At 72.4% G+C, this 16732-nt stretch carries 17 protein-coding genes and 1 pseudogene; 13 read left to right on the top strand and 5 right to left on the bottom strand.

Annotated elements, in window-relative coordinates:
- The first annotated feature begins 185 nt into the window (after window positions 1-185).
- Complete coding sequence (locus IO29_RS09220; protein WP_030379802.1) at window positions 186-1274, top strand: Gfo/Idh/MocA family oxidoreductase; 1089 nt, start codon at window positions 186-188, stop codon at window positions 1272-1274.
- Between the two features lie 138 nt (window positions 1275-1412).
- Here the strand turns inward: IO29_RS09220 and IO29_RS09215 are convergent, their stop codons facing one another.
- From IO29_RS09215 to IO29_RS09205, 3 genes are all read right to left on the bottom strand, one after another.
- Window positions 1413-2201, bottom strand: a complete 789-nt coding sequence (locus tag IO29_RS09215; RefSeq protein WP_030379801.1) for a YidC/Oxa1 family membrane protein insertase — start codon at window positions 2199-2201, stop codon at window positions 1413-1415.
- A 148-nt stretch (window positions 2202-2349) separates the two neighbouring features.
- Entirely contained in the window at window positions 2350-2682 is a 333-nt protein-coding gene (locus IO29_RS09210) for a DUF6412 domain-containing protein (RefSeq protein WP_030379800.1), read from the bottom strand.
- Window positions 2683-2728: 46 nt separating this feature from the next.
- Entirely contained in the window at window positions 2729-3280 is a 552-nt protein-coding gene (locus tag IO29_RS09205) for a winged helix-turn-helix transcriptional regulator (protein WP_030379799.1), read from the bottom strand.
- Between the two features lie 232 nt (window positions 3281-3512).
- Between IO29_RS09205 and IO29_RS09200 the strand changes: the two genes are divergently transcribed.
- From IO29_RS09200 to IO29_RS09190, 3 genes are all read left to right on the top strand, one after another.
- On the top strand, window positions 3513-4805 hold the full coding sequence (locus IO29_RS09200; RefSeq protein WP_234316386.1) for an MFS transporter: 1293 nt from the start codon (window positions 3513-3515) through the stop codon (window positions 4803-4805).
- A 211-nt stretch (window positions 4806-5016) separates the two neighbouring features.
- A complete protein-coding gene (locus IO29_RS09195; protein ID WP_030379797.1) occupies window positions 5017-6033 on the top strand; it encodes a hypothetical protein in 1017 nt (338 codons plus the stop codon).
- 66 nt (window positions 6034-6099) lie between these two features.
- Complete coding sequence (locus IO29_RS09190; protein WP_030379796.1) at window positions 6100-6564, top strand: DUF3592 domain-containing protein; 465 nt, start codon at window positions 6100-6102, stop codon at window positions 6562-6564.
- 48 nt (window positions 6565-6612) lie between these two features.
- On the opposite strand, the gene IO29_RS09185 is transcribed toward IO29_RS09190, so the two are convergent.
- Window positions 6613-7437: an SDR family NAD(P)-dependent oxidoreductase gene (locus IO29_RS09185; protein ID WP_030993962.1), complete on the bottom strand. Its 825-nt coding sequence runs from the start codon at window positions 7435-7437 to the stop codon at window positions 6613-6615.
- 465 nt (window positions 7438-7902) lie between these two features.
- Between IO29_RS09185 and IO29_RS09180 the strand changes: the two genes are divergently transcribed.
- The 5 genes from IO29_RS09180 (at window position 7903) to IO29_RS09160 (ending at window position 12387) form a co-directional block, all read left to right on the top strand.
- A complete protein-coding gene (locus IO29_RS09180; protein WP_234307522.1) occupies window positions 7903-8559 on the top strand; it encodes an alpha/beta fold hydrolase in 657 nt (218 codons plus the stop codon).
- A gap of 103 nt (window positions 8560-8662) precedes the next feature.
- Complete coding sequence (locus IO29_RS09175) at window positions 8663-9571, top strand: cyclase family protein (protein WP_030379794.1); 909 nt, start codon at window positions 8663-8665, stop codon at window positions 9569-9571.
- A 137-nt stretch (window positions 9572-9708) separates the two neighbouring features.
- Window positions 9709-10302: a TetR/AcrR family transcriptional regulator gene (locus IO29_RS09170; RefSeq protein WP_030379793.1), complete on the top strand. Its 594-nt coding sequence runs from the start codon at window positions 9709-9711 to the stop codon at window positions 10300-10302.
- Between the two features lie 96 nt (window positions 10303-10398).
- On the top strand, window positions 10399-11508 hold the full coding sequence (locus tag IO29_RS09165) for a hypothetical protein (protein WP_037831871.1): 1110 nt from the start codon (window positions 10399-10401) through the stop codon (window positions 11506-11508).
- 207 nt (window positions 11509-11715) lie between these two features.
- Window positions 11716-12387 (top strand): zinc-binding dehydrogenase, encoded by a 672-nt coding sequence (locus tag IO29_RS09160; protein WP_051707718.1) that lies wholly within the window; start codon window positions 11716-11718, stop codon window positions 12385-12387.
- On the opposite strand, the gene IO29_RS09155 is transcribed toward IO29_RS09160, so the two are convergent.
- Window positions 12377-12937 (bottom strand): DUF3291 domain-containing protein, encoded by a 561-nt coding sequence (locus tag IO29_RS09155; RefSeq protein WP_030381791.1) that lies wholly within the window; start codon window positions 12935-12937, stop codon window positions 12377-12379. The genes IO29_RS09160 and IO29_RS09155 overlap by 11 nt on opposite strands.
- 538 nt (window positions 12938-13475) lie before the next feature.
- Here IO29_RS09155 and IO29_RS09150 point away from each other — a divergent pair.
- The 4 genes and pseudogenes from IO29_RS09150 to IO29_RS09135 all read left to right on the top strand — a co-directional run bounded on the left by IO29_RS09150 (window position 13476) and on the right by IO29_RS09135 (window position 16693).
- Window positions 13476-13829, top strand: coding sequence for a hypothetical protein (locus tag IO29_RS09150; RefSeq protein WP_030381792.1), 354 nt, complete (start codon window positions 13476-13478; stop codon window positions 13827-13829).
- Between the two features lie 183 nt (window positions 13830-14012).
- On the top strand, window positions 14013-14474 hold the full coding sequence (locus IO29_RS09145; RefSeq protein WP_051707724.1) for a very short patch repair endonuclease: 462 nt from the start codon (window positions 14013-14015) through the stop codon (window positions 14472-14474).
- A gap of 17 nt (window positions 14475-14491) precedes the next feature.
- A pseudogene (locus IO29_RS09140) lies at window positions 14492-15464 on the top strand (DNA cytosine methyltransferase).
- A 170-nt stretch (window positions 15465-15634) separates the two neighbouring features.
- Window positions 15635-16693: a DNA cytosine methyltransferase gene (locus IO29_RS09135; protein WP_234307619.1), complete on the top strand. Its 1059-nt coding sequence runs from the start codon at window positions 15635-15637 to the stop codon at window positions 16691-16693.
- The last annotated feature ends 39 nt before the right edge of the window (window positions 16694-16732 follow it).

Genomic DNA, 16732 nt, shown 5'->3' with positions numbered 1-16732 from the left:
CCGTGCCCCGGGAAGGGGCGCGGGGAACTGCGCGACAAGCCCCCACCGGCGGTCAGCCGACAACACACCCCCGGGGTCCAAGGGGCAGAGCCCCTTGAAGGGACGGGAAGGGTAAGGGCGGCGGGGGCGAATTCCCTCCCGAGCCCCACAGGCACCCCACCACCTCCATCTGCCAAGGTGACCCCATGACCCGCAACACCCACGAACCCCTCCGCACCGCCCTCATCGGCTACGGCCTGGCCGGCTCCGTCTTCCACGCCCCCCTCATCACCGCCACAGACGGCCTCACCCTCGACACGGTCGTCACCGGCAACCCCGACCGCCAGGCCCAGGCCCGCACCGAACACGGCCCCCACCTCCGCCTCACCTCCGCCCCCGACGACCTCTGGTCCCGCGCCCACGAACTCGACCTCGTCGTCATCGCCTCCCCCAACCGCACCCACGTCCCCCTCGCCACGGCCGCCCTGGAGGCCGGCCTCCCCGTGGTGGTGGACAAACCACTCGCGGCCACGGCCGCGGAGGCCCGCACGCTCGCCGCCCTCGCGGAGACCCGCGGCCTCCTCCTCTCCGTCTTCCAGAACCGCCGCTGGGACAACGACTTCCTCACCCTCACCAAGCTCCTCGCCGACGGCACCCTCGGCGACATCACCCGCTTCGAGTCCCGCTTCGAACGCTGGCGCCCCCGGCTCAAGGGCGGCTGGCGAGAGTCCGGCGACCCCGCGGAGATCGGCGGCCTGCTGTACGACCTCGGCAGCCACGTCGTCGACCAGGCGCTGCGGCTCTTCGGCCCCGCCGCGACCGTCTACGCGGAGTCGGACGTCCGCCGCGAGGGCGCGCGGGCGGACGACGACACGTTCATCGCGCTCACGCACACCAACGGCGTCCGCTCCCACCTGTACGTCTCGGCGACCACCCCCCAGCTCGGCCCCCGCTTCCGGGTCCTCGGCTCGAAGGCGGGTTACGTCAAGTACGGCCTGGACCCGCAGGAGGCGGCCCTGCGCGAGGGCGCCCGCCCCGGCGCGACGGACGAGCCCTGGGGCACGGAACCGGAGGAGGCGTGGGGCCGCGTCGGCAGCGGAGAGTCCCCCGCGACCGGCGGCGGCCGCCCCGAGCCGACGCTCCCCGGCGACTACCCGGCGTACTACACCGCCCTCGCCGCCGCCCTCCGCGGCACCGGCGAGAACCCGGTCACCGCACTGGAGGCCGCCGCCGCCCTGGACGTCCTCGAGGCCGCCCACCGCTCGGCCCGCGAGGGAATCACGGTCCGGCTGTAACCGCCGCCGCTTCCCCGCCCTCGCGGGGGAACTCGTCCGTCGTGAGCTTGAGGCCGACCGGCGTCCGGGTCAGATCGACGGGATCACCGAAGTCGAGGGCCAGGCTCGCGCGGTACAACGCTAGGCTCGGCACCCCGGTCACGCCGGGTCACCGGCTGCCGCACCGGACCGGCCCGTCGGCACGTCCCGGTACAGCACCGCCCGCTCGACCGCGCTCCATGCCGCACTGGTCACGACGTACAGCGCGGCGGCGAGGGGGACGACGGCCACGGTGACGAGGGTGAAGAAGGAGAGGAACGGCGTGGCCCTGGTCACCGCGCCGACGACCGCGGCACCCGGCACCGCGTCCGCGCCCCCGGCTCCGGCTCCGGCTCCGGCTCCGGCTCCGGCCATTCCCCGCTTCGTACGCCGGTAGGTGAACCCGGCGACCACCGCGACGACGGCGAACAGTCCGAAGTACACGAGCCCCTGCGCCCCGAACGGTCCGCCGTGTGCGAGCGCGTCGGTCCACCGGCCGCCGAGCGGCGCACCGAGGAGCCGGTGGCTCAGCAGTCCGTTCGTGTCGTCGCCGATCGAGGAGCTGGAGAACAGGTGGTAGAGGAGGAGGAAGGCGGGCGCCTGGAGCAGGCTGGGCAGGCAGCCGGCGAGCGGTGAGACGCGCTCGCTCGCGTGCAGCTCCCGTACCGCCTGCTGGAGCTTCTTCGGATCGTCGCGGTGCCGCTCGCGCAGCGCGGCGATCCGCGGCCGCAGCGCGGCCCCGGCCCGCTGTCCGCGCGCGGCGGCCCGGGACAGGGGGTGGACGAGGAGTCGTACGAGCGCGGTGAACAGGACGATCGCGGCGGCCGCGGCCGACCCGTGGAACAGCGGCTGGAGCAGGTCGGCGAGGTGCTCGACCAGTGCGGCGAAGAACGACATGAAGGCGGACATGGGGAACCCTCCGGGGCTCTCGTCGTGCCGGATGTGACTGCGTGTCGGCATGACGATCCGCGCAGGGGCACGACGGATCCGGGCACAGCGGATCCAGGCACGGAGTGCCCTTAATCCGTGAATCCGGGGTTCCGGGGTCCGAGGTTTCCTACGCGGTCGCCGGGAGGGCGTGTCCGGGTGCCCGGGGCCGGGCGCGGCCGGAGGCGTCGGGGTCCCGCTGCGGCAGGAACGCCGTACGGTGCGCGCGGTCGCGCATCGTCGTGCGCACGCGCGTCGGCGGCACGGCGGGCGCGCAGCGCGCGGCGAGGACCGCGCAGGCGACGAGGGCGGCACCGACCGCGGCGGTGGTGGCGGCGAGGGCGACGGCGGCGGGCAGCCCGCCGGCGTCGAGCACGGCGGCCTGGAGGAGCACGAGGAGCAGCGGAAGCAGCGGCGCGACGGCGGGCCGAAGGCGCGCCCGGTTACGACGTGACACCGACATCGGCCCCCTCCCCTCCCCGCTTCCCGTTCCGCCGTACGTCTGTTCGTTATACCCGATCGTCGGCCGTCTCGGGCTCCGTCGTGAACGGTTGCAGGAGGCGTCTCGGGTGGAGCAGGGCGCGGCCGACGGGGTCGGCGGGGTGGGGGTCGAGGCCGGGGCCCGGGAGCATTTCGACGTCCTCGACGGGGACGGCCGTGCCGCAGGCGGGGCATTCGCCGTACGGGCCGAGCTCCTGGTCCGTGCCGCAGGTGGCGTGCCGGAAGACGCGGAGCTGCGGCCCCGCGAGGTGCTGCCGCCCCCACAGGCCCAGCGCCCGCACCGTGGGCCACAGCGCGAGGCCGCGCGCGGTGAGCACGTACTCGTCGCGCGGCGGCGACTGCTGGTACCGCCGCTTCTCGAGGACACCGTGGGCGATCAGCGTCTGGAGCCGCGTGGCGAGGACGGCGCGCGGGACGCCGAGGTGGGTGAGGAAGTCGTTGTACCGCCGCACGCCGTAGAGCGCGTCGCGCACGATCAGCAGAGTCCACCGCTCGCCGATGACTTCGAGTGCCGTGGCGAGCGAGCACTCCTGTGTCGCGTAGTCCTTGCCCAGTGCCATGCCTCTACTGTAACCACTTTCCCCACCCTTGGTTCGATGACCGAACCTACCGTGCTAGGGTCGCGCCCATCGAAGGTTCGTTCATTGAACTCACCTGGTTCGAGCCCGACGCCCGCTGCCCGCTGCCCGCTGCCCGCCCACGCAACCGAAGGACAGGCCCGTCGCGTCCACCCCCGCCGCGCCCCCTTCCCCCGCCCCGCCCGCCACCCCGCGCCCGGCCGCCACCCTCGCCCTGACCAGCGCCGCCACGGCCACCGCGCTGATGACCTACACCGTTCCGCTGGTGACGCTGCCCGACACCGCCGCCGCCCTGCACACCTCCCTGTCGGCCCAGGCGTGGCTGCTCAACGGCACCCCGCTCGGCCTCGCCGCACTGCTGCTGGTCGCGGGCAGCCTGGCCGACGACTACGGCCGGCGCCGCGTCTTCCTGGCCGGCATCCTCGCCCTCGGCATCACCACGGCGCTGGGCGCCCTCGCCGGCTCCACCTGGCTGTTCACGCTGGCCCGCGTGGCCCAGGGCGCGGCGAGCGCGGCCCTGCTCGCCAGCAGCCTCGGCCTCCTCGTCCACGCCTTCCCGACCCCGCGCGAACGGCTGCACGCGACCGGCGTGTGGGGCGCGTTCGTCAGCGGAGGCACCGCGGTGGGCCCGATGCTCGCCGGCGCCCTGCCGGGCTGGCGGCTCGTCTACGGCGTCCTCGGCGCCGCCGCGCTGGTGATCGCCGTGCTCGGCACCCGGACGCTCACGGAGTCCCGCGCCCCGCGCGGCGGCCGACCCGACCTGTCCGGCGCCGCCGTCTTCAGCCTCGCGCTGGTCTCCCTGGTCGCCGCGCTCACCCTGGGCCGCGACGGCTGGCTGCGCACCCCGGTGTGGCTGCTGCTGGCCGCGGCCGTCGTCCTGCTCGCCGTCTTCGGTCTGGTCGAACACCACTCCCGCACGCCGATGATCGACCTCTCCCTGCTGCGCCGGCCGCGCTTCCTCGGCTCGTCGGCGGCCGGACTGTTCACGGGCCTCGCGGTGATCGGCATGTTCAGCTATCTGCCCGCGCTGCTCCAGCGAGGCATGGGCCTGACGGTGCTGGACTCGGCGTGGCTGATCCTGCTGTGGTCCGGGCTGTCGTTCGCGGTCGCGCTCCAGGCGAAGCGGCTTTCGGGCCGGGTGGCCGCGCGCCACCAGCTGGCCCTGGGCTTCGTCCTGCACGCGGTGGGCGTCCTGACCATGCTGGGCGCGTTCGGCGCGGGTTCCTGGACCCGGCTGCTGCCCGGCCTGGTGGTGAGCGGCGTGGGCAGCGGCCTGCTCAACGCCGCGCTCCCCCTGGTCTCGGTCGACTCGGTCCCCCCGGACCGCGCGGCCATGGGTTCCGGCGCCCAGCAGACCTTCCGCTACATCGGTTCCTGCGCGGGCGTCGCCCTGACGATAGCCCTGGTCACGTCCTCCGGCTCCCTCTCCCACGGCGCGAACGCGGCCATGCTGGTCTCGGTGGCGCTGGCGGGGGCGGGCGCGGCAACGGTGGCGACATTGAAGTAGGGCGCGCGTGGGGGGGGCGCCCCGCAGGGGCGTCCCTTAAGGGGCGCGGGGAACTGCGCGACAAGCCACACCGCACCCGCACCCGCCGAACCCCCCGAGCTCAAAGGCGCCGTCCCGCCGGGGACCAGGGGGCGGAGCCCCACGTAAGACAAGGAGTGGGGGCGCAGTGACCCCCTCTGCAATGTCACCCCCCGGGCGTACCGTGTCCTCCATGCGCCCCGACACGCCTGCCGAAAACGTCGACCACCCCACGGAGGCGGCCCGCCTGGAGCGGACCGCCGGCCTGTACCCGGAGGACGCCGAGGCCCTGCTGTTGCAGGCCGCCGCCCACCGGGAACTGTCCGGCGACCGCCCCGCCGCCACCGCGCTCTACGACCGCCTGCTCGCCTCCTCCCATCCCCTGGAGAACCCCCACCTCGTCCGCGCCCTGAAGGCGTCGAACCTGTGGGAGTACGGCCACGAGGCCGAGGCACGCGCGATCATCGACGGCGTCCGCGCGGCCGCCCCGCGTGATCCGGCCGCATGGGTGATCGTCGCGGAGTCCCTGGAGCAGCACGACGAACTCCAGGCGGCGCAGGAGACGTTCACCGAGGGCGCCACGCTGCTGATCGCCGGGGAGACGGAACCGCCGCGGTCCACGCACCCCCTTCTCTTCGGCCGCCACCGGGTGCGCCGCATGCTGGGCGCGGCGCACGACGAGTGGGATCTGCTGGCCGACACCCTGCACGACCTCCCCGTCTCCCTCGACGAGCTGCACGATCCCAAGCGGATCTGGTCCCTCGGCTCGGACAACCCGGCGGAGCTTCAGGCGGAGATCTCCCGTCTGCGCGCGGAGCTGGGCGCGTACCGCCAGGAGCTGTCCCGCCCGTTCCCGGTGGCGGTGCTGCACTGGCCGAAGGGGGAGCTGACGGAACTGCTGGCGGCGTACCCGACGCTGGAGACGGAGTACCCCTCGCACGAGGAGCACCTGGCGACGACGGAGCGCTCGCTGCGCGAACTGTCCGCCTCCGGCACCCCCAACCTGGGCATCGTCACCGGCACGGTCCCCTCCTACGAGGCCTTCGCCGCCTCCGAGGCGACGTCCCCGTCGGACCCGGCCCTGCTCCCCCAGTACGCCACCACCCTGGCGGCCCGCGGCCGCGCCACCCCGTGGCCCCCGCAGCGCGGCACGGCCTGCTGGTGCACGTCGGGCGCCCCGTACGAGACGTGCCACGGAACGCAGGCGTAGCGACTGTCACCGCGCGCTGACGAGGGGCGCGGCAAGAACAGCGGACGGAGGGGGACCCAACCGCCGATGAACCACCCCTGGCTCCCCCTCGCCCTCCTCCTCGCCGCCCTCTGGACAGTGATCGGCGCCCACGGCACCCGAGCCGCCCTGCGCGCCCGCCGCTCCCTGCGGCTGCTCGGCGTTCCGGGCATCCGCACGGAGGGCGAGGTGGCCAACGACGCCCGCCGCGTGGGCCCCTCGTACCACGCACCCCAAGTCCGCTACCAGGCCCCACCGTTGGGCCACCCACACGCCCCCGCCACCCACACCTACCGCGAGGTCCCCCTCAACCACGCCTCTCCCCACGCCCTGCACCGCGGCACCCCCGTACACCTCCGCTACGACCCGCGAAACCCCCGCCGCGCGGTGATCATCCGCACGGCGAAGGCGTACTCCCCCACAGCGAACCTGCTGTGGTGCGCGACGTTCACGGCCTGCGGCCCGGTGCTGGCAGCACTCGCGCTCCTGCACACGACCCCGGCCGCCCCCTGACCCCCACTGCGACGGCGACTCCACGCGTTAGCTCACCCGCGCGCCGAGTCACCCGGCGGGCCGTGAAGGGGAGCGGCGGTCGGGGTTGAAGACACGTGCCATCATCAGGGCGTTCCGGCGTCGGCTCATGAGCCGGCTCATGAGGACGCCGACCTGGTTGAAGCGTCCGTCGATGACGGTCGGGCCGGGGTTGCGGCGCTCGAGGTGGCGCAGTGCGGTGGTGACGACGTCCTCGGGCTTGCGCAGCTTCCCGGCGGTCAGTACCCCGGCGTCCGCCCCCATCCCGGTGGTGAACTCGGTGTCGGTGGCACCGGGCGCGACGGCGAACACGGTGAGGCCGGTACCGCGCAGCTCCGTCCACAGTGATTCGGTGAAGCTGAGCACGAACGCCTTCGAGGCGCCGTAGACGGCCATCCGGGGAGACGGGAAGTAGGCCGAGACGCTCGTGAGGTTGACGAGGAAGCCGTTGCCCGCGTCCACCATCTGCGGCAGGAACTCCGCGGCGAGCCGCACCGGCGCGATGGCATCGACGGCGATTTCGGTGGCGAGCCGTCCAGGATCACCACCGGGGAACAGCGCGAACGAGCCGAGCCCGGCATTGTTGATCAGGCTCGTGACGCGGATGCCCCGGTCGGCGACCGCCTGCTGCAGCTCGTGTGCGGCGGTCGGGCGGGAGAGGTCGGCCGGGACCACCTCGATACGGGCATCGGTGGTGCGGCGCAGATCGTCCGCCATCGCTTCCAGCCGCTCGGCGCGCCTGGCCACGACGACGAGATTCGCACCGCGTGCGGCCAGCGCTTTCGCGAAGGAGGCTCCGATCCCGGAGCTGGCCCCGGTGAGCAGGACGGTCTGTGCACGGTAGTCCACGGTCATGCGGCCCACACAACCGTCCGCCGGGCGACGCCGTCCAAGACCTCTTTCGCAACCCGTCATAGGCGGATCGCATAACGGGAGGGCACCAGCCGAAGGGGACCGGACGGACAGGAGGGGACCGGACGGGAGCGGGGACCGCACGACGGGGCCAGGGACGGGGACAGTGCCAGGAACGGGGACGGGGACGGGGCCAGGGACGGGAACGGGAATCAGACGTATGGGCGTTCGACATCGGCGCCCGGCCGGGGTTCGAGCCGCCGATCCAGATCGGGACGCACGCGTCCGCAGCCCACCGTTATGCGGTTGCCGCATGACGAGGTGCGAAACGGGTCTTGGACGGCCGCCCCCGGCCGCTGCTGACATGCACGTATGACCATTGTCTTCGTCAACGGCGTTCCTGTGACCTCCGCGGTGTGGACGCCGCTGATCAACGAGTAGTCCCCGTCCCAGCGGCAGGAGACGGTCCTGCTCTCCCCTCCGGGCTTCGGCGCACCGCTTCCCCCCGACTTCGGCGCCACGTTCGTCGACTACCGGGACTGGCTCATCGACGAGCTGTCACGGTTCGAGGCGCCCGTCGACCTCGTCGGCCACGACTTCGGCGGAGGGTTCGCCCTGGAGGTGGCGATGGCCCGCCCCGACCTGCTCCGCAGCTGGGTCAGCGACACCATCGGCGGTTACGAGCCGGACTTCACCTGGCACGAGATCGCGAAACTCTGGCAGACGCCGGGCGACGGGGAGCGTCACGTCGAGCAACTCTTCTCGGGAGACGCCGAGGAGCGGGCGGCACGCATGGTCGAGTGGGGCATCCCCGAGCCGACCGCCGGCGAGGTGGCCCTCGGCCAGGGCCCGGAGATGGGCAAGGCCATTCTCGCTCTGTACCGGTCCGTACCCCCGGCGGTGTTGACCGAGCGCGGCCGCGGTCTGCCCGCGGCCGCTGCCCGGCCGGGTCTGGTCCCCGTCGCCACCGAGGACGACACGGCCGGCAGCGTCGCCCTCCGCCACCGCGCCGCCCGGCGTGCCGGCGCGTCCGCCGTCGACCTCGACGGGCTCGGTCACTGGTGGATGCTTCAGGACCCGGCGAAGGCGGCCCGCGTGCTGTCGAATTTCTGGAGCAGCCTGTAACGGCCCTGGCGGCCCTGGCCGAGCTCGCCGGACGGGGGTGTGATCGGGGTGTACGGAGTACGCCTTATGAAATCCGTACCCCCCACCTCGTACGGTCATCGGCATGGACACACACGACGCGGGAGCGATCCCGACCGCCGACGCGCACGAACTGCCCAGCAACCGGGGCCGCTGGGGTGAGGACGACGAGCGCGGCACGCTCAACCTGATCACCGACGAAGCCCGGGCCAGGGGCGCCGCCGAGGTCCACTCGGGCCGCACGGTCTCGCTCGCGCTGCCGATCCGGCCGACGCCGCTCCTCAGCGGCCCCTTCGCGCCCACCACCCAGGACGCCTCGCCGGTCCAGCAGGTGCTGGTGTACACCGGCTCACCGGCGATGGCGACGGCCGAAGTCATGATCGTCACCAACCACCACCCGCGCTCCACGCACCTCGACGCCCTGGCGCACATGCCGCGCGAGGGGCAGGTCTACCCGGGCCGTCCGCTGGACGAGAGCGTGACGCCGGCCGGCGCCCGGCACGGCTCCACGACCGCGTTCGCCGACGGGTTCGCCACCCGCGGCGTCCTGCTCGACCTGGCCGCCGACGGCCCGCTGCCCAGCGGCCACGCGGTAACCCCCCGCGATCTGGAGGCGGCCGAGGAGCGCGAGGGCGTCACGCTGGAATCCGGCGACGCCCTGGTCGTGCGCTGCGGCTGGCCCATGACCCCCGACCCCACCCGCCCGATGCCGGGCATGAGCCTGGACGCCGTGCGATGGATGCACGCCCGCGGGGCCTCCCTCTACGCCGGCGACATGGGCGACGCACACCCCCCGCTCGACCCCGCCTGCCCCGCCCCGCTGCACGGAGTCGGCCTGCCCCTGCTGGGCATGCCCCTGATCGACGCCGCCCATGTGGACGACCTCGCCGCCACCTGCGCGGAACTGGGCCGCTACGCCTTCCTCCTCACGGTCGCCCCGCCACGCGTCCACGGCCTGACCGGCGTCCCGGTGAACCCGCTCGCGGTCTTCTGAGCGCGGCACGGCACCGTCGGCACCGCACCGTCGGCACCGACCCCGGCGTCCGGCCCCGGCATCCGGACCGGACACCATGAGAATCTGAACCCCATGAGGAAGTCGAACACCCCTCTGAACGACGGCGGCGAGCACCGATGACCACCGCACACCCGCTGGACGCCGAGGCCATCCTGACCGCCACCGAGGCCGTCCTGCGCCGCCACGGCCCCGAGAAGGCCACGGTGCGGGACGTGGCCCGGGCCCTAGGCGTCAGCCACGCCACCGTCTACCGGCACTTCCCGTCCAAGGCTGCGCTGCGGGAGGCCGTGACCCGGCGCTTCATCAGCCGCACCCACGAGGGCCTGGGTCCCCTGGCGCGGGACACCAGCCTGGCACCCCCCGACCGCGTGCGCGCCTGGCTCACCGCACTCTTCACGTGCAAACGGAACATGACGTGCGAGGACCCCGAACTCTTCGCCACCCACCGCATCCTGGTCGCCGAACACAGAGCCGCCGCCACGGACCACGTGGCCGACCTCCTCGAACAACTGAGCGGCATCATCGCCGACGGCATCCGCACCGGCGACTTCGCTCCCACCAACCCCACCGCCACGGCGAAAACCCTGTTCGACGCCACGATGGCCTACCACCACCCCGCCCACGCCCCCGACTGGCAGTCCCCCGGAACCGAAGCCGCCCTCCAGTCCGTCTGCACCCTCCTCCTCGCCGGCCTGGCGGCCCGCGACTGACGGTCCACGCCCAACGGCCCCCGTCGGACGTGGAAATCCGGTTGGCCGCCCGCCCCCGTCCTGCGACGATGCCTCCGTTTCCCCATCGGAGGACGCTTGTTCGTTTTCGTATGCGCGGGCTGCGGCGCCGATCTGACCACCCCGCTGTCCCAGGTCGCCCTGCCGCCCCACGCCCACCAGAGGCACGGGAACGCCACGCAGCTCCCCGTACTCATGGAGCGGGGAACGTTCGCCGTGGACCCGGAGCCGTGGGGGCCGCCGTGGCGGCGGTGGGAGGAGATCGGCCCGGAGGAGGCGGCGGCCCGCGGCGTCCACGCGCCGGTCCACTCCGTGTCCTACGGCGCACCCGGCGCGACCGTCGTCGCCCCTGCGGACACCCGCGGCACCGTGCTGATCCCGGAGCGGAGCGGGAGCCAGTGCTGCGGCCTCACCGGAGCCGACGGCCCCAACACGGCCTGCGAGACGTGCGGCCTGCTCGTCGCGACCAGAACCGACGACTGCTCGCTCTGGCAGGCGGTGTGGCTCGCTCCGCACGCCGTACGCCGCCGCCTCGTCGACGACGCCGACGCCGTACCGCTCTCCTGGACGGAACTGACGGCGGAGGGAGAGAGCACGCCCCCGCTCCAGCCGATCGCCACGTGGGGCGGTGGGCCGGGGCTGAACCACTACTGGTCATGGAGCCCGCGGTGGGAAGCGGCAGCCGGCCAGGCACTCGCCCACCTGCTGGCAGCCTCGGAAGGCCACCCGGTGACCGTCCCCGACGGCCTCACCGCGCAACTCTTCCGACGCGCCCTGGACACCCTGCTGCCCCCGGGCCCGCCGCCACGGCACGCCACCCTGGCCGGACCGGCCCACCCCGCCTCCGGAACCCGGACCGCCGACATCCTCCTGGTACCGACCCACCCCCAAACAGGCACCTCCTGGACACCGACCACCCCAGCCCCCTCGACCCACCTGGTACCACTGCCGTTCGGAATCTGGAGGTGGCTGGCCTCCCCCCGACCCCACCTCCCCACCCCCACCTCAGGCACCCTCCCCACCGAAGTCCTCCGCGACGACCCACCCCCACCACACCCCGGCCATCTGTTCCGCCCCGACTGGAGAGTCTTCGCACTCACCGTCACCCGCCTACCGGCAGCCCGCACCCACTGGCTGCGCGCGGTCCTGGACAACCTCACGCCGGACACCCGCGCCCGCCTCTTCTAGTCCGGCGCGTATCGCCCGAACACACGTATCGTCCGCACATGGACACCGCCGCGTCGCCCCGCGTGCGTCACCGTCGGCGGTGGCCTGCGGCACTCGGACGATCGCGCACGCCGCCCCGTCACCGCGAGGTGAGCGGCCGGACGGCGTCGTGCACGCGGGCGCGGAGCCACCGCGAGGCGGGGTCCTGGGGTCGGCGACGAGGTCGTCGTGTACCCCGTGACGGCGGCCTACGCCGACTACGTCACGGCTCCGGCGGACTCGGTCCTCCCCAAGCCCGCCGGACTCGGGTGGGCGGAGGCGGGATCGCTGATGCTGTGCGGCATCACCGCGGCACACGCCCTGCACGCGGCCGCAGTGGCCGCCGGGGACACGCTGCTCGTCCACGGCGGCTCCGGCGGCGTCGGCCTGATGGGCGTACAACTCGCCGCAGCCCGGGGAGCGACGGTGATCGCCACCGCCTCCCCGCGCAACCACGCACTGCTGAGGGAACTCGGCGCCACCCCCGTCGCCCACGGCCCCGGCCTCGCCGACCGGGTACGCGCCGCCGCGCCCCAGGGCATCGACGCGGCCGTCGACTTCGCCGGTACCGACGAGGCACTCGACGTCTCGCTGGAACTCGTCGCCGACCGCGACCGCATCGCCTCGATCACCGGACCCGACCGGCGCACCGAGGCCGGCATCAAGCTGCTCGGCTACGGACCGGGCCAGGACCCGGGCCACGAGGTCCGGCACGCGGCCCGCGCCGACCTCCTCGCCCGCGCCGCCTCCGGCACCCTGCGCGTCGTCGTCGACACCGTCTTCCCCCTCACCGAGGCCGCGAAGGCCCACACCACCGGCCTCGCGGGCCACGGCCCGGGCAAACTCGTCCTCATCCCCTGAGCCCACCGCGCATCCGCCCGGCCGGAGCTCCGACCGGAGTCCCGTCCGGCCCGAACGAGTCGTGAAAGCTGAAGGCGCGCGGCGCCGCACCACGCTCACAAAGGCGCTCCAACCTGGCCACCCCTTCCTGCCACGTGGGTATCGCGCCATCGGACACCCACCAACACACATGACTCGGCCGCCCCGCCGACCTCTCGAACCAGTCGCGACGCCTGTTCAGCGCCGCACGGTGCAGCCCGGAGTAGACGGCGTCGAAGGCAGGACGCACCCCGCTCCAGAGCGAGAGCGTCGCGGCCAGAGCGACGCTCTCCACCTCCCGCCCCTTCCCGTACCACCCCGGCACGACGAACTCCCCCCACGCACCCCAGTCCAAGTCGAAGTGCGACCCCCGGCCCCCGCCCACCGCCTCGGCATGAGCGACGTACCCGGGCTGCCGACCGATCTCCCGGTAAACGACCTCACCCATCTCACGGAACTCACGCACAAGAGACCCGGAATCGGCGAGCGGCACCTTCAGAACACCGAATGTGTACAGAGCAAGCTGGGGCATAGATCCCTCCCGGGCTAGAACATGTCCGGCGCGCACAAGAACGAGTTCCCGCACGCCACACCCACCACATGCACGACCAACGGCCAACGGCGAGGCGAAGGTAGCCGCCCCCGAAGCCCCTGTCGAAGTTGCGTTTTCCGTACTCACGTGGCCTGCCCACGCACCCGACACCGGCAACGGCGAGCGCCACAGGCACCGCATCCCCGCCGCCCCGCTTGAGGGCCGCCCGGCCATACGGCTCCCCGCGGTGGAGGGGCGAGAGTCAAGAGTGCAGCACAGCGAAATCGGCGCAGCCGACGCCCGAAGGGCGCTCTTGACACTCACCCCGCAACCGCCACCCTGCGAACACCGGGCGGCCCCGGTGCCTTCGTACAGCCGTGGCCACCAACGAGCGGCGATGACCAGCGCATACGTAGTCGCTGGTCAAGATCTCGCTCGGACACGTAAATCGCATGGCTGCCAGGCCCGCAGCGCCTGTATCGTCCCGTCTCCCGACCCACCCCACCAGCGGTCAGGTCACCATCAGAAGGCGATACGCATGACCAGCCGACCATCAACCACAACCCTGTGGCGTCCCACCGGCCCCAGGGAACTGGAGCTGGTGCGGGAACTGGACTGGCGTGGGTGGCCGCCCAGACTCCCGGAGCAGCCGATCTTCTACCCGGTGCTCAACGAGGACTACGCGATCAGGATCGCCCGGGACTGGAACGTGAAGCACGACGGCGCCGGCTTCGTCACGCGCTTCGACGTCGAGTCGGAGTTCCTGAGCCGGTATCCCGTCCAGCAGGCAGGCGGGCAAACGATCCTAGAGCTCTGGGTCCCAGCCGAGGAGCTGGACGACTTCAACGCCCACATCGTCGGCGAGATCCAGGTCATCCACGAGTTCCACTGAAATCGGGACGACTGCCGAGAGCCCGCTGGACCGGCGGCGGCACCGAGTCCGACCGTTCTCCGCACGAAGCTTGTCGCGGCCGCCCGATCGCTGACGGGAACGTGCGGGCCGTCGCCTCGCGGTCGCCGGCACAATGGCCCCGTGCCCGACGCCGTCCCCTCCTCGCCCGCCGTGTCCGCCCGCATGAGTCGTCAGAGCTCGCGTGACACGGCCCCGGAGGTCGCCGTACGGAAGCTGCTGCATGCCGCAGGGCTCCGCTACCGGGTCAACGTGCCGGTGCCGGGCATGCCCCGCCGCACCATCGACATCGTCTTCGGCAAGGTCAAGATCGCGATCTTCATGGACGGTTGCTTCTGGCACGGCTGCCCCATCCACGCGACACAGCCCAAGGCCAACGCTGAGTGGTGGCGGACCAAGCTCGACAAGAACATGGCACGTGACTGGGAGACGACCGAGCACCTGCGGGCAGCGGGCTGGACGGTTCTGCGTTACTGGGAGCACGAGAGCCCGGAGACCGTAGCCGGAGACGTCAGGGCTGCGGTACTCCGACTCACGGGCGGGGAAGGCATGAGGTCGCAGGGGGCGGCCGGACAGGCCGAGGACGACGTCTCGGACGGGGTCGGTACAGGTCGACCCACTCGTTGATCACAGGGGGGAACTGCATGAGGCGGCTGGTGTCGGTCGACATGTGCGCGGGAGCGGGGGGGACTCGCCCTGGGACTGGAGCGTGCCGGTTTCGACCCCGTACTGCTCCTGGACAGCAAGCCGCAGGCCTGCGAGACCCTGCGGCACAACCGGCCGTCGTGGAACGTGCTGGAGATGGACCTGCTGGACTTCGACCCCGTTGAGCACCAGGAGAGTTACGACGTCGATCTGCTCTCCGCAGGTCTGCCTCGGGTGCAATCCGCGGCGACCAACAGGCGCATGGACACAGGGTTGGAACTCGGGCTTCTCAAGGCCACCATCTACCTCGTGCACGCCATGCAGCCGCGAGCCGTCCTCATCGAGAACGTCCCCGGTCTGGTCGACGATCCGGCGCTCGAAGAGGTGCGCGCGTTCATCCGCAACGAGCTCGTGCACCTGCACTACGGACTCCACTGGTTCGTGCTCAACGCGGCCGACTTCGGCGTGCCGCAGGACCGCAAGCAGGGCGTACTGGTGGCATTGAAGGAGCCCTTCTCCGAGAGGTTCCGGGTTCCCGCCCCCACCGTCGAGAAGCACATCACCGCGGGCGAGGCCCTGCGGACCTCGATGTCGGCACGAGGGTGGGCCGGCGCCGACGCGTGGGCGGCCCAGGCGGATCAGGTCGCTCCCACCCTGGTGGGTGGTTCCGAACAGCGGGGAGGTGCCGATCTTGGTCTCAGCGGCACCAAGCGGGCGTGGGCCCGCATGGGGATCAACGGTGGCGCTCTGAGCGACGAGGTCCCTGGACCCGACGGCGTGCAGGAGTCGGACACGTCCGGGTCGCCCTTGAAGAAGATCACCGTCGAGCAGGCCGCCGTCCTCCAGTCGTTCCCCACCGACTGGATCGTCACCGGCAAAAAGACGGCGCGGTATAGGCAGATCGGCCATGCCTCCCCGCCGCCCGTCGGCGAGGCGTTGGGCAAGGCGGTGGTACAAGCATTCACGGAATGAAGTCACCCGATAGCCCAACGCACTTGGACTTCTTTGGACCCCACTGTCATGGATCATGGTCGGCCGGCTAGACTGCGCAGACCACGCCCGCACCGGACGAGCCAGGACACCCCCGCACCCCGATGACCTCAGAACAGTCGAATACGCCCCGACCTGCGGATTTCCGCATTGTGGATCTTTTCGCCGGCCCCGGGGGCCTCGACATAGCGGCGCACGCGCTGGGCGTGCGATCGACCGGCATCGAGTGGGACACGGGAGCCATCGCCACGCGGACACGGGCGGGGTTGAGCACCGTCCCGAAGGACGTCCTCGAATGCGGTCCCGAGCAGTTTCCCGAGGCCAACGTCCTGGCCGGAGGTCCGCCCTGCCAGACGTTCACGGTCGCCGGTCACGGCGCCGGGCGCAAGGCTCTGGACACGGTTCTGCAGTTCGTCCAGCGTCTTGTGGACCGGGACAAGTGGGCGAACATCGAAACCGACCTCGCCGAGTTGGACCCGCGTACCCGGCTGGTGCTCCAGCCGCTGCGTTGGGCGCTGAAGGCCATCGACGAGCTGGAGCCGTACGAGGCCATCGTCCTGGAGCAGGTGCCGGCCGTTCTGCCCGTGTGGGACGCGTACGCACGGGCGCTGCGGAACGAGGGTTACGAGACCGACCACGGAGTTCTGCACACCGAGGAATTCGGCGTCCCGCAGACCCGCCGACGGGCTGTACTCGTGGCCCGACGTGGCGCACGCCGGGTGCGGCTGCCGGAGGCGACACATCATCGCTACCGCCGGGGGGAGCAGTCGTCGCACGACGATCTCACTCTGGGCGAGTCACTGGTGGAGCCCTGGGTCACTATGAAGCAGGCACTTCCCCATCGCACCGGTCCCTTCACCGTGATCTCCAACTACGGCACGGGGGGCATCCCCGGGAATCGCGGCAGGCGTCACTCCCACCAGCCGTCCGCGACCGTCACCGGCAAGGTGTCCCGGAACCGGGTGGTCGCGCCGGACGGAACGGACCTGCCGCGCTTCACGTTCGCCGAGGCAGGGCTGTTGCAGACCTTCCCCGCGGCCTACCCGTGGTCGGGTACGGACGTGTCCCAGCAGATCGGCAACGCAGTGCCTCCGCGCCTGGGAATGCACATCATCAGCGCGGCGCTCGGACTGGGCCGCCCCACCGACGCGGCCTTCAAGCGACTCGCCTCGTGGAAGCCGCCTGCGTACGACACCGACACCACGGAGTGAACGAGAGCCGGAGGCCGACGGCCTCCTGGCCGCCGGCCC

The organism is Streptomyces sp. NRRL F-6676, assembly GCF_000725625.1.
Lineage (GTDB): Bacteria > Actinomycetota > Actinomycetes > Streptomycetales > Streptomycetaceae > Streptomyces.
The sequence above is the reverse complement of the archived record's forward strand: the minus strand, read 5'-3'. Positions and strand labels throughout refer to the sequence as shown.

What these genes read in the sequence shown, in the direction of transcription:
- IO29_RS09155 (WP_030381791.1), bottom strand. Translation starts at nt 12,937, where the DNA reads ATGCCCCAGCTTGCTCTGTACACATTCGGTGTTCTGAAGGTGCCGCTC.
- IO29_RS09185 (WP_030993962.1), bottom strand. Translation starts at nt 7,437, where the DNA reads ATGACCGTGGACTACCGTGCACAGACCGTCCTGCTCACCGGGGCCAGC.
- IO29_RS09195 (WP_030379797.1), top strand. Translation starts at nt 5,017, where the DNA reads ATGCGCCCCGACACGCCTGCCGAAAACGTCGACCACCCCACGGAGGCG.
- IO29_RS09175 (WP_030379794.1), top strand. Translation starts at nt 8,663, where the DNA reads ATGGACACACACGACGCGGGAGCGATCCCGACCGCCGACGCGCACGAA.
- IO29_RS09145 (WP_051707724.1), top strand. Translation starts at nt 14,013, where the DNA reads ATGAGTCGTCAGAGCTCGCGTGACACGGCCCCGGAGGTCGCCGTACGG.
- IO29_RS09220 (WP_030379802.1), top strand. Translation starts at nt 186, where the DNA reads ATGACCCGCAACACCCACGAACCCCTCCGCACCGCCCTCATCGGCTAC.
- IO29_RS09210 (WP_030379800.1), bottom strand. Translation starts at nt 2,682, where the DNA reads ATGTCGGTGTCACGTCGTAACCGGGCGCGCCTTCGGCCCGCCGTCGCG.
- IO29_RS09215 (WP_030379801.1), bottom strand. Translation starts at nt 2,201, where the DNA reads ATGTCCGCCTTCATGTCGTTCTTCGCCGCACTGGTCGAGCACCTCGCC.
- IO29_RS09150 (WP_030381792.1), top strand. Translation starts at nt 13,476, where the DNA reads ATGACCAGCCGACCATCAACCACAACCCTGTGGCGTCCCACCGGCCCC.
- IO29_RS09190 (WP_030379796.1), top strand. Translation starts at nt 6,100, where the DNA reads ATGAACCACCCCTGGCTCCCCCTCGCCCTCCTCCTCGCCGCCCTCTGG.
- IO29_RS09205 (WP_030379799.1), bottom strand. Translation starts at nt 3,280, where the DNA reads ATGGCACTGGGCAAGGACTACGCGACACAGGAGTGCTCGCTCGCCACG.
- IO29_RS09170 (WP_030379793.1), top strand. Translation starts at nt 9,709, where the DNA reads ATGACCACCGCACACCCGCTGGACGCCGAGGCCATCCTGACCGCCACC.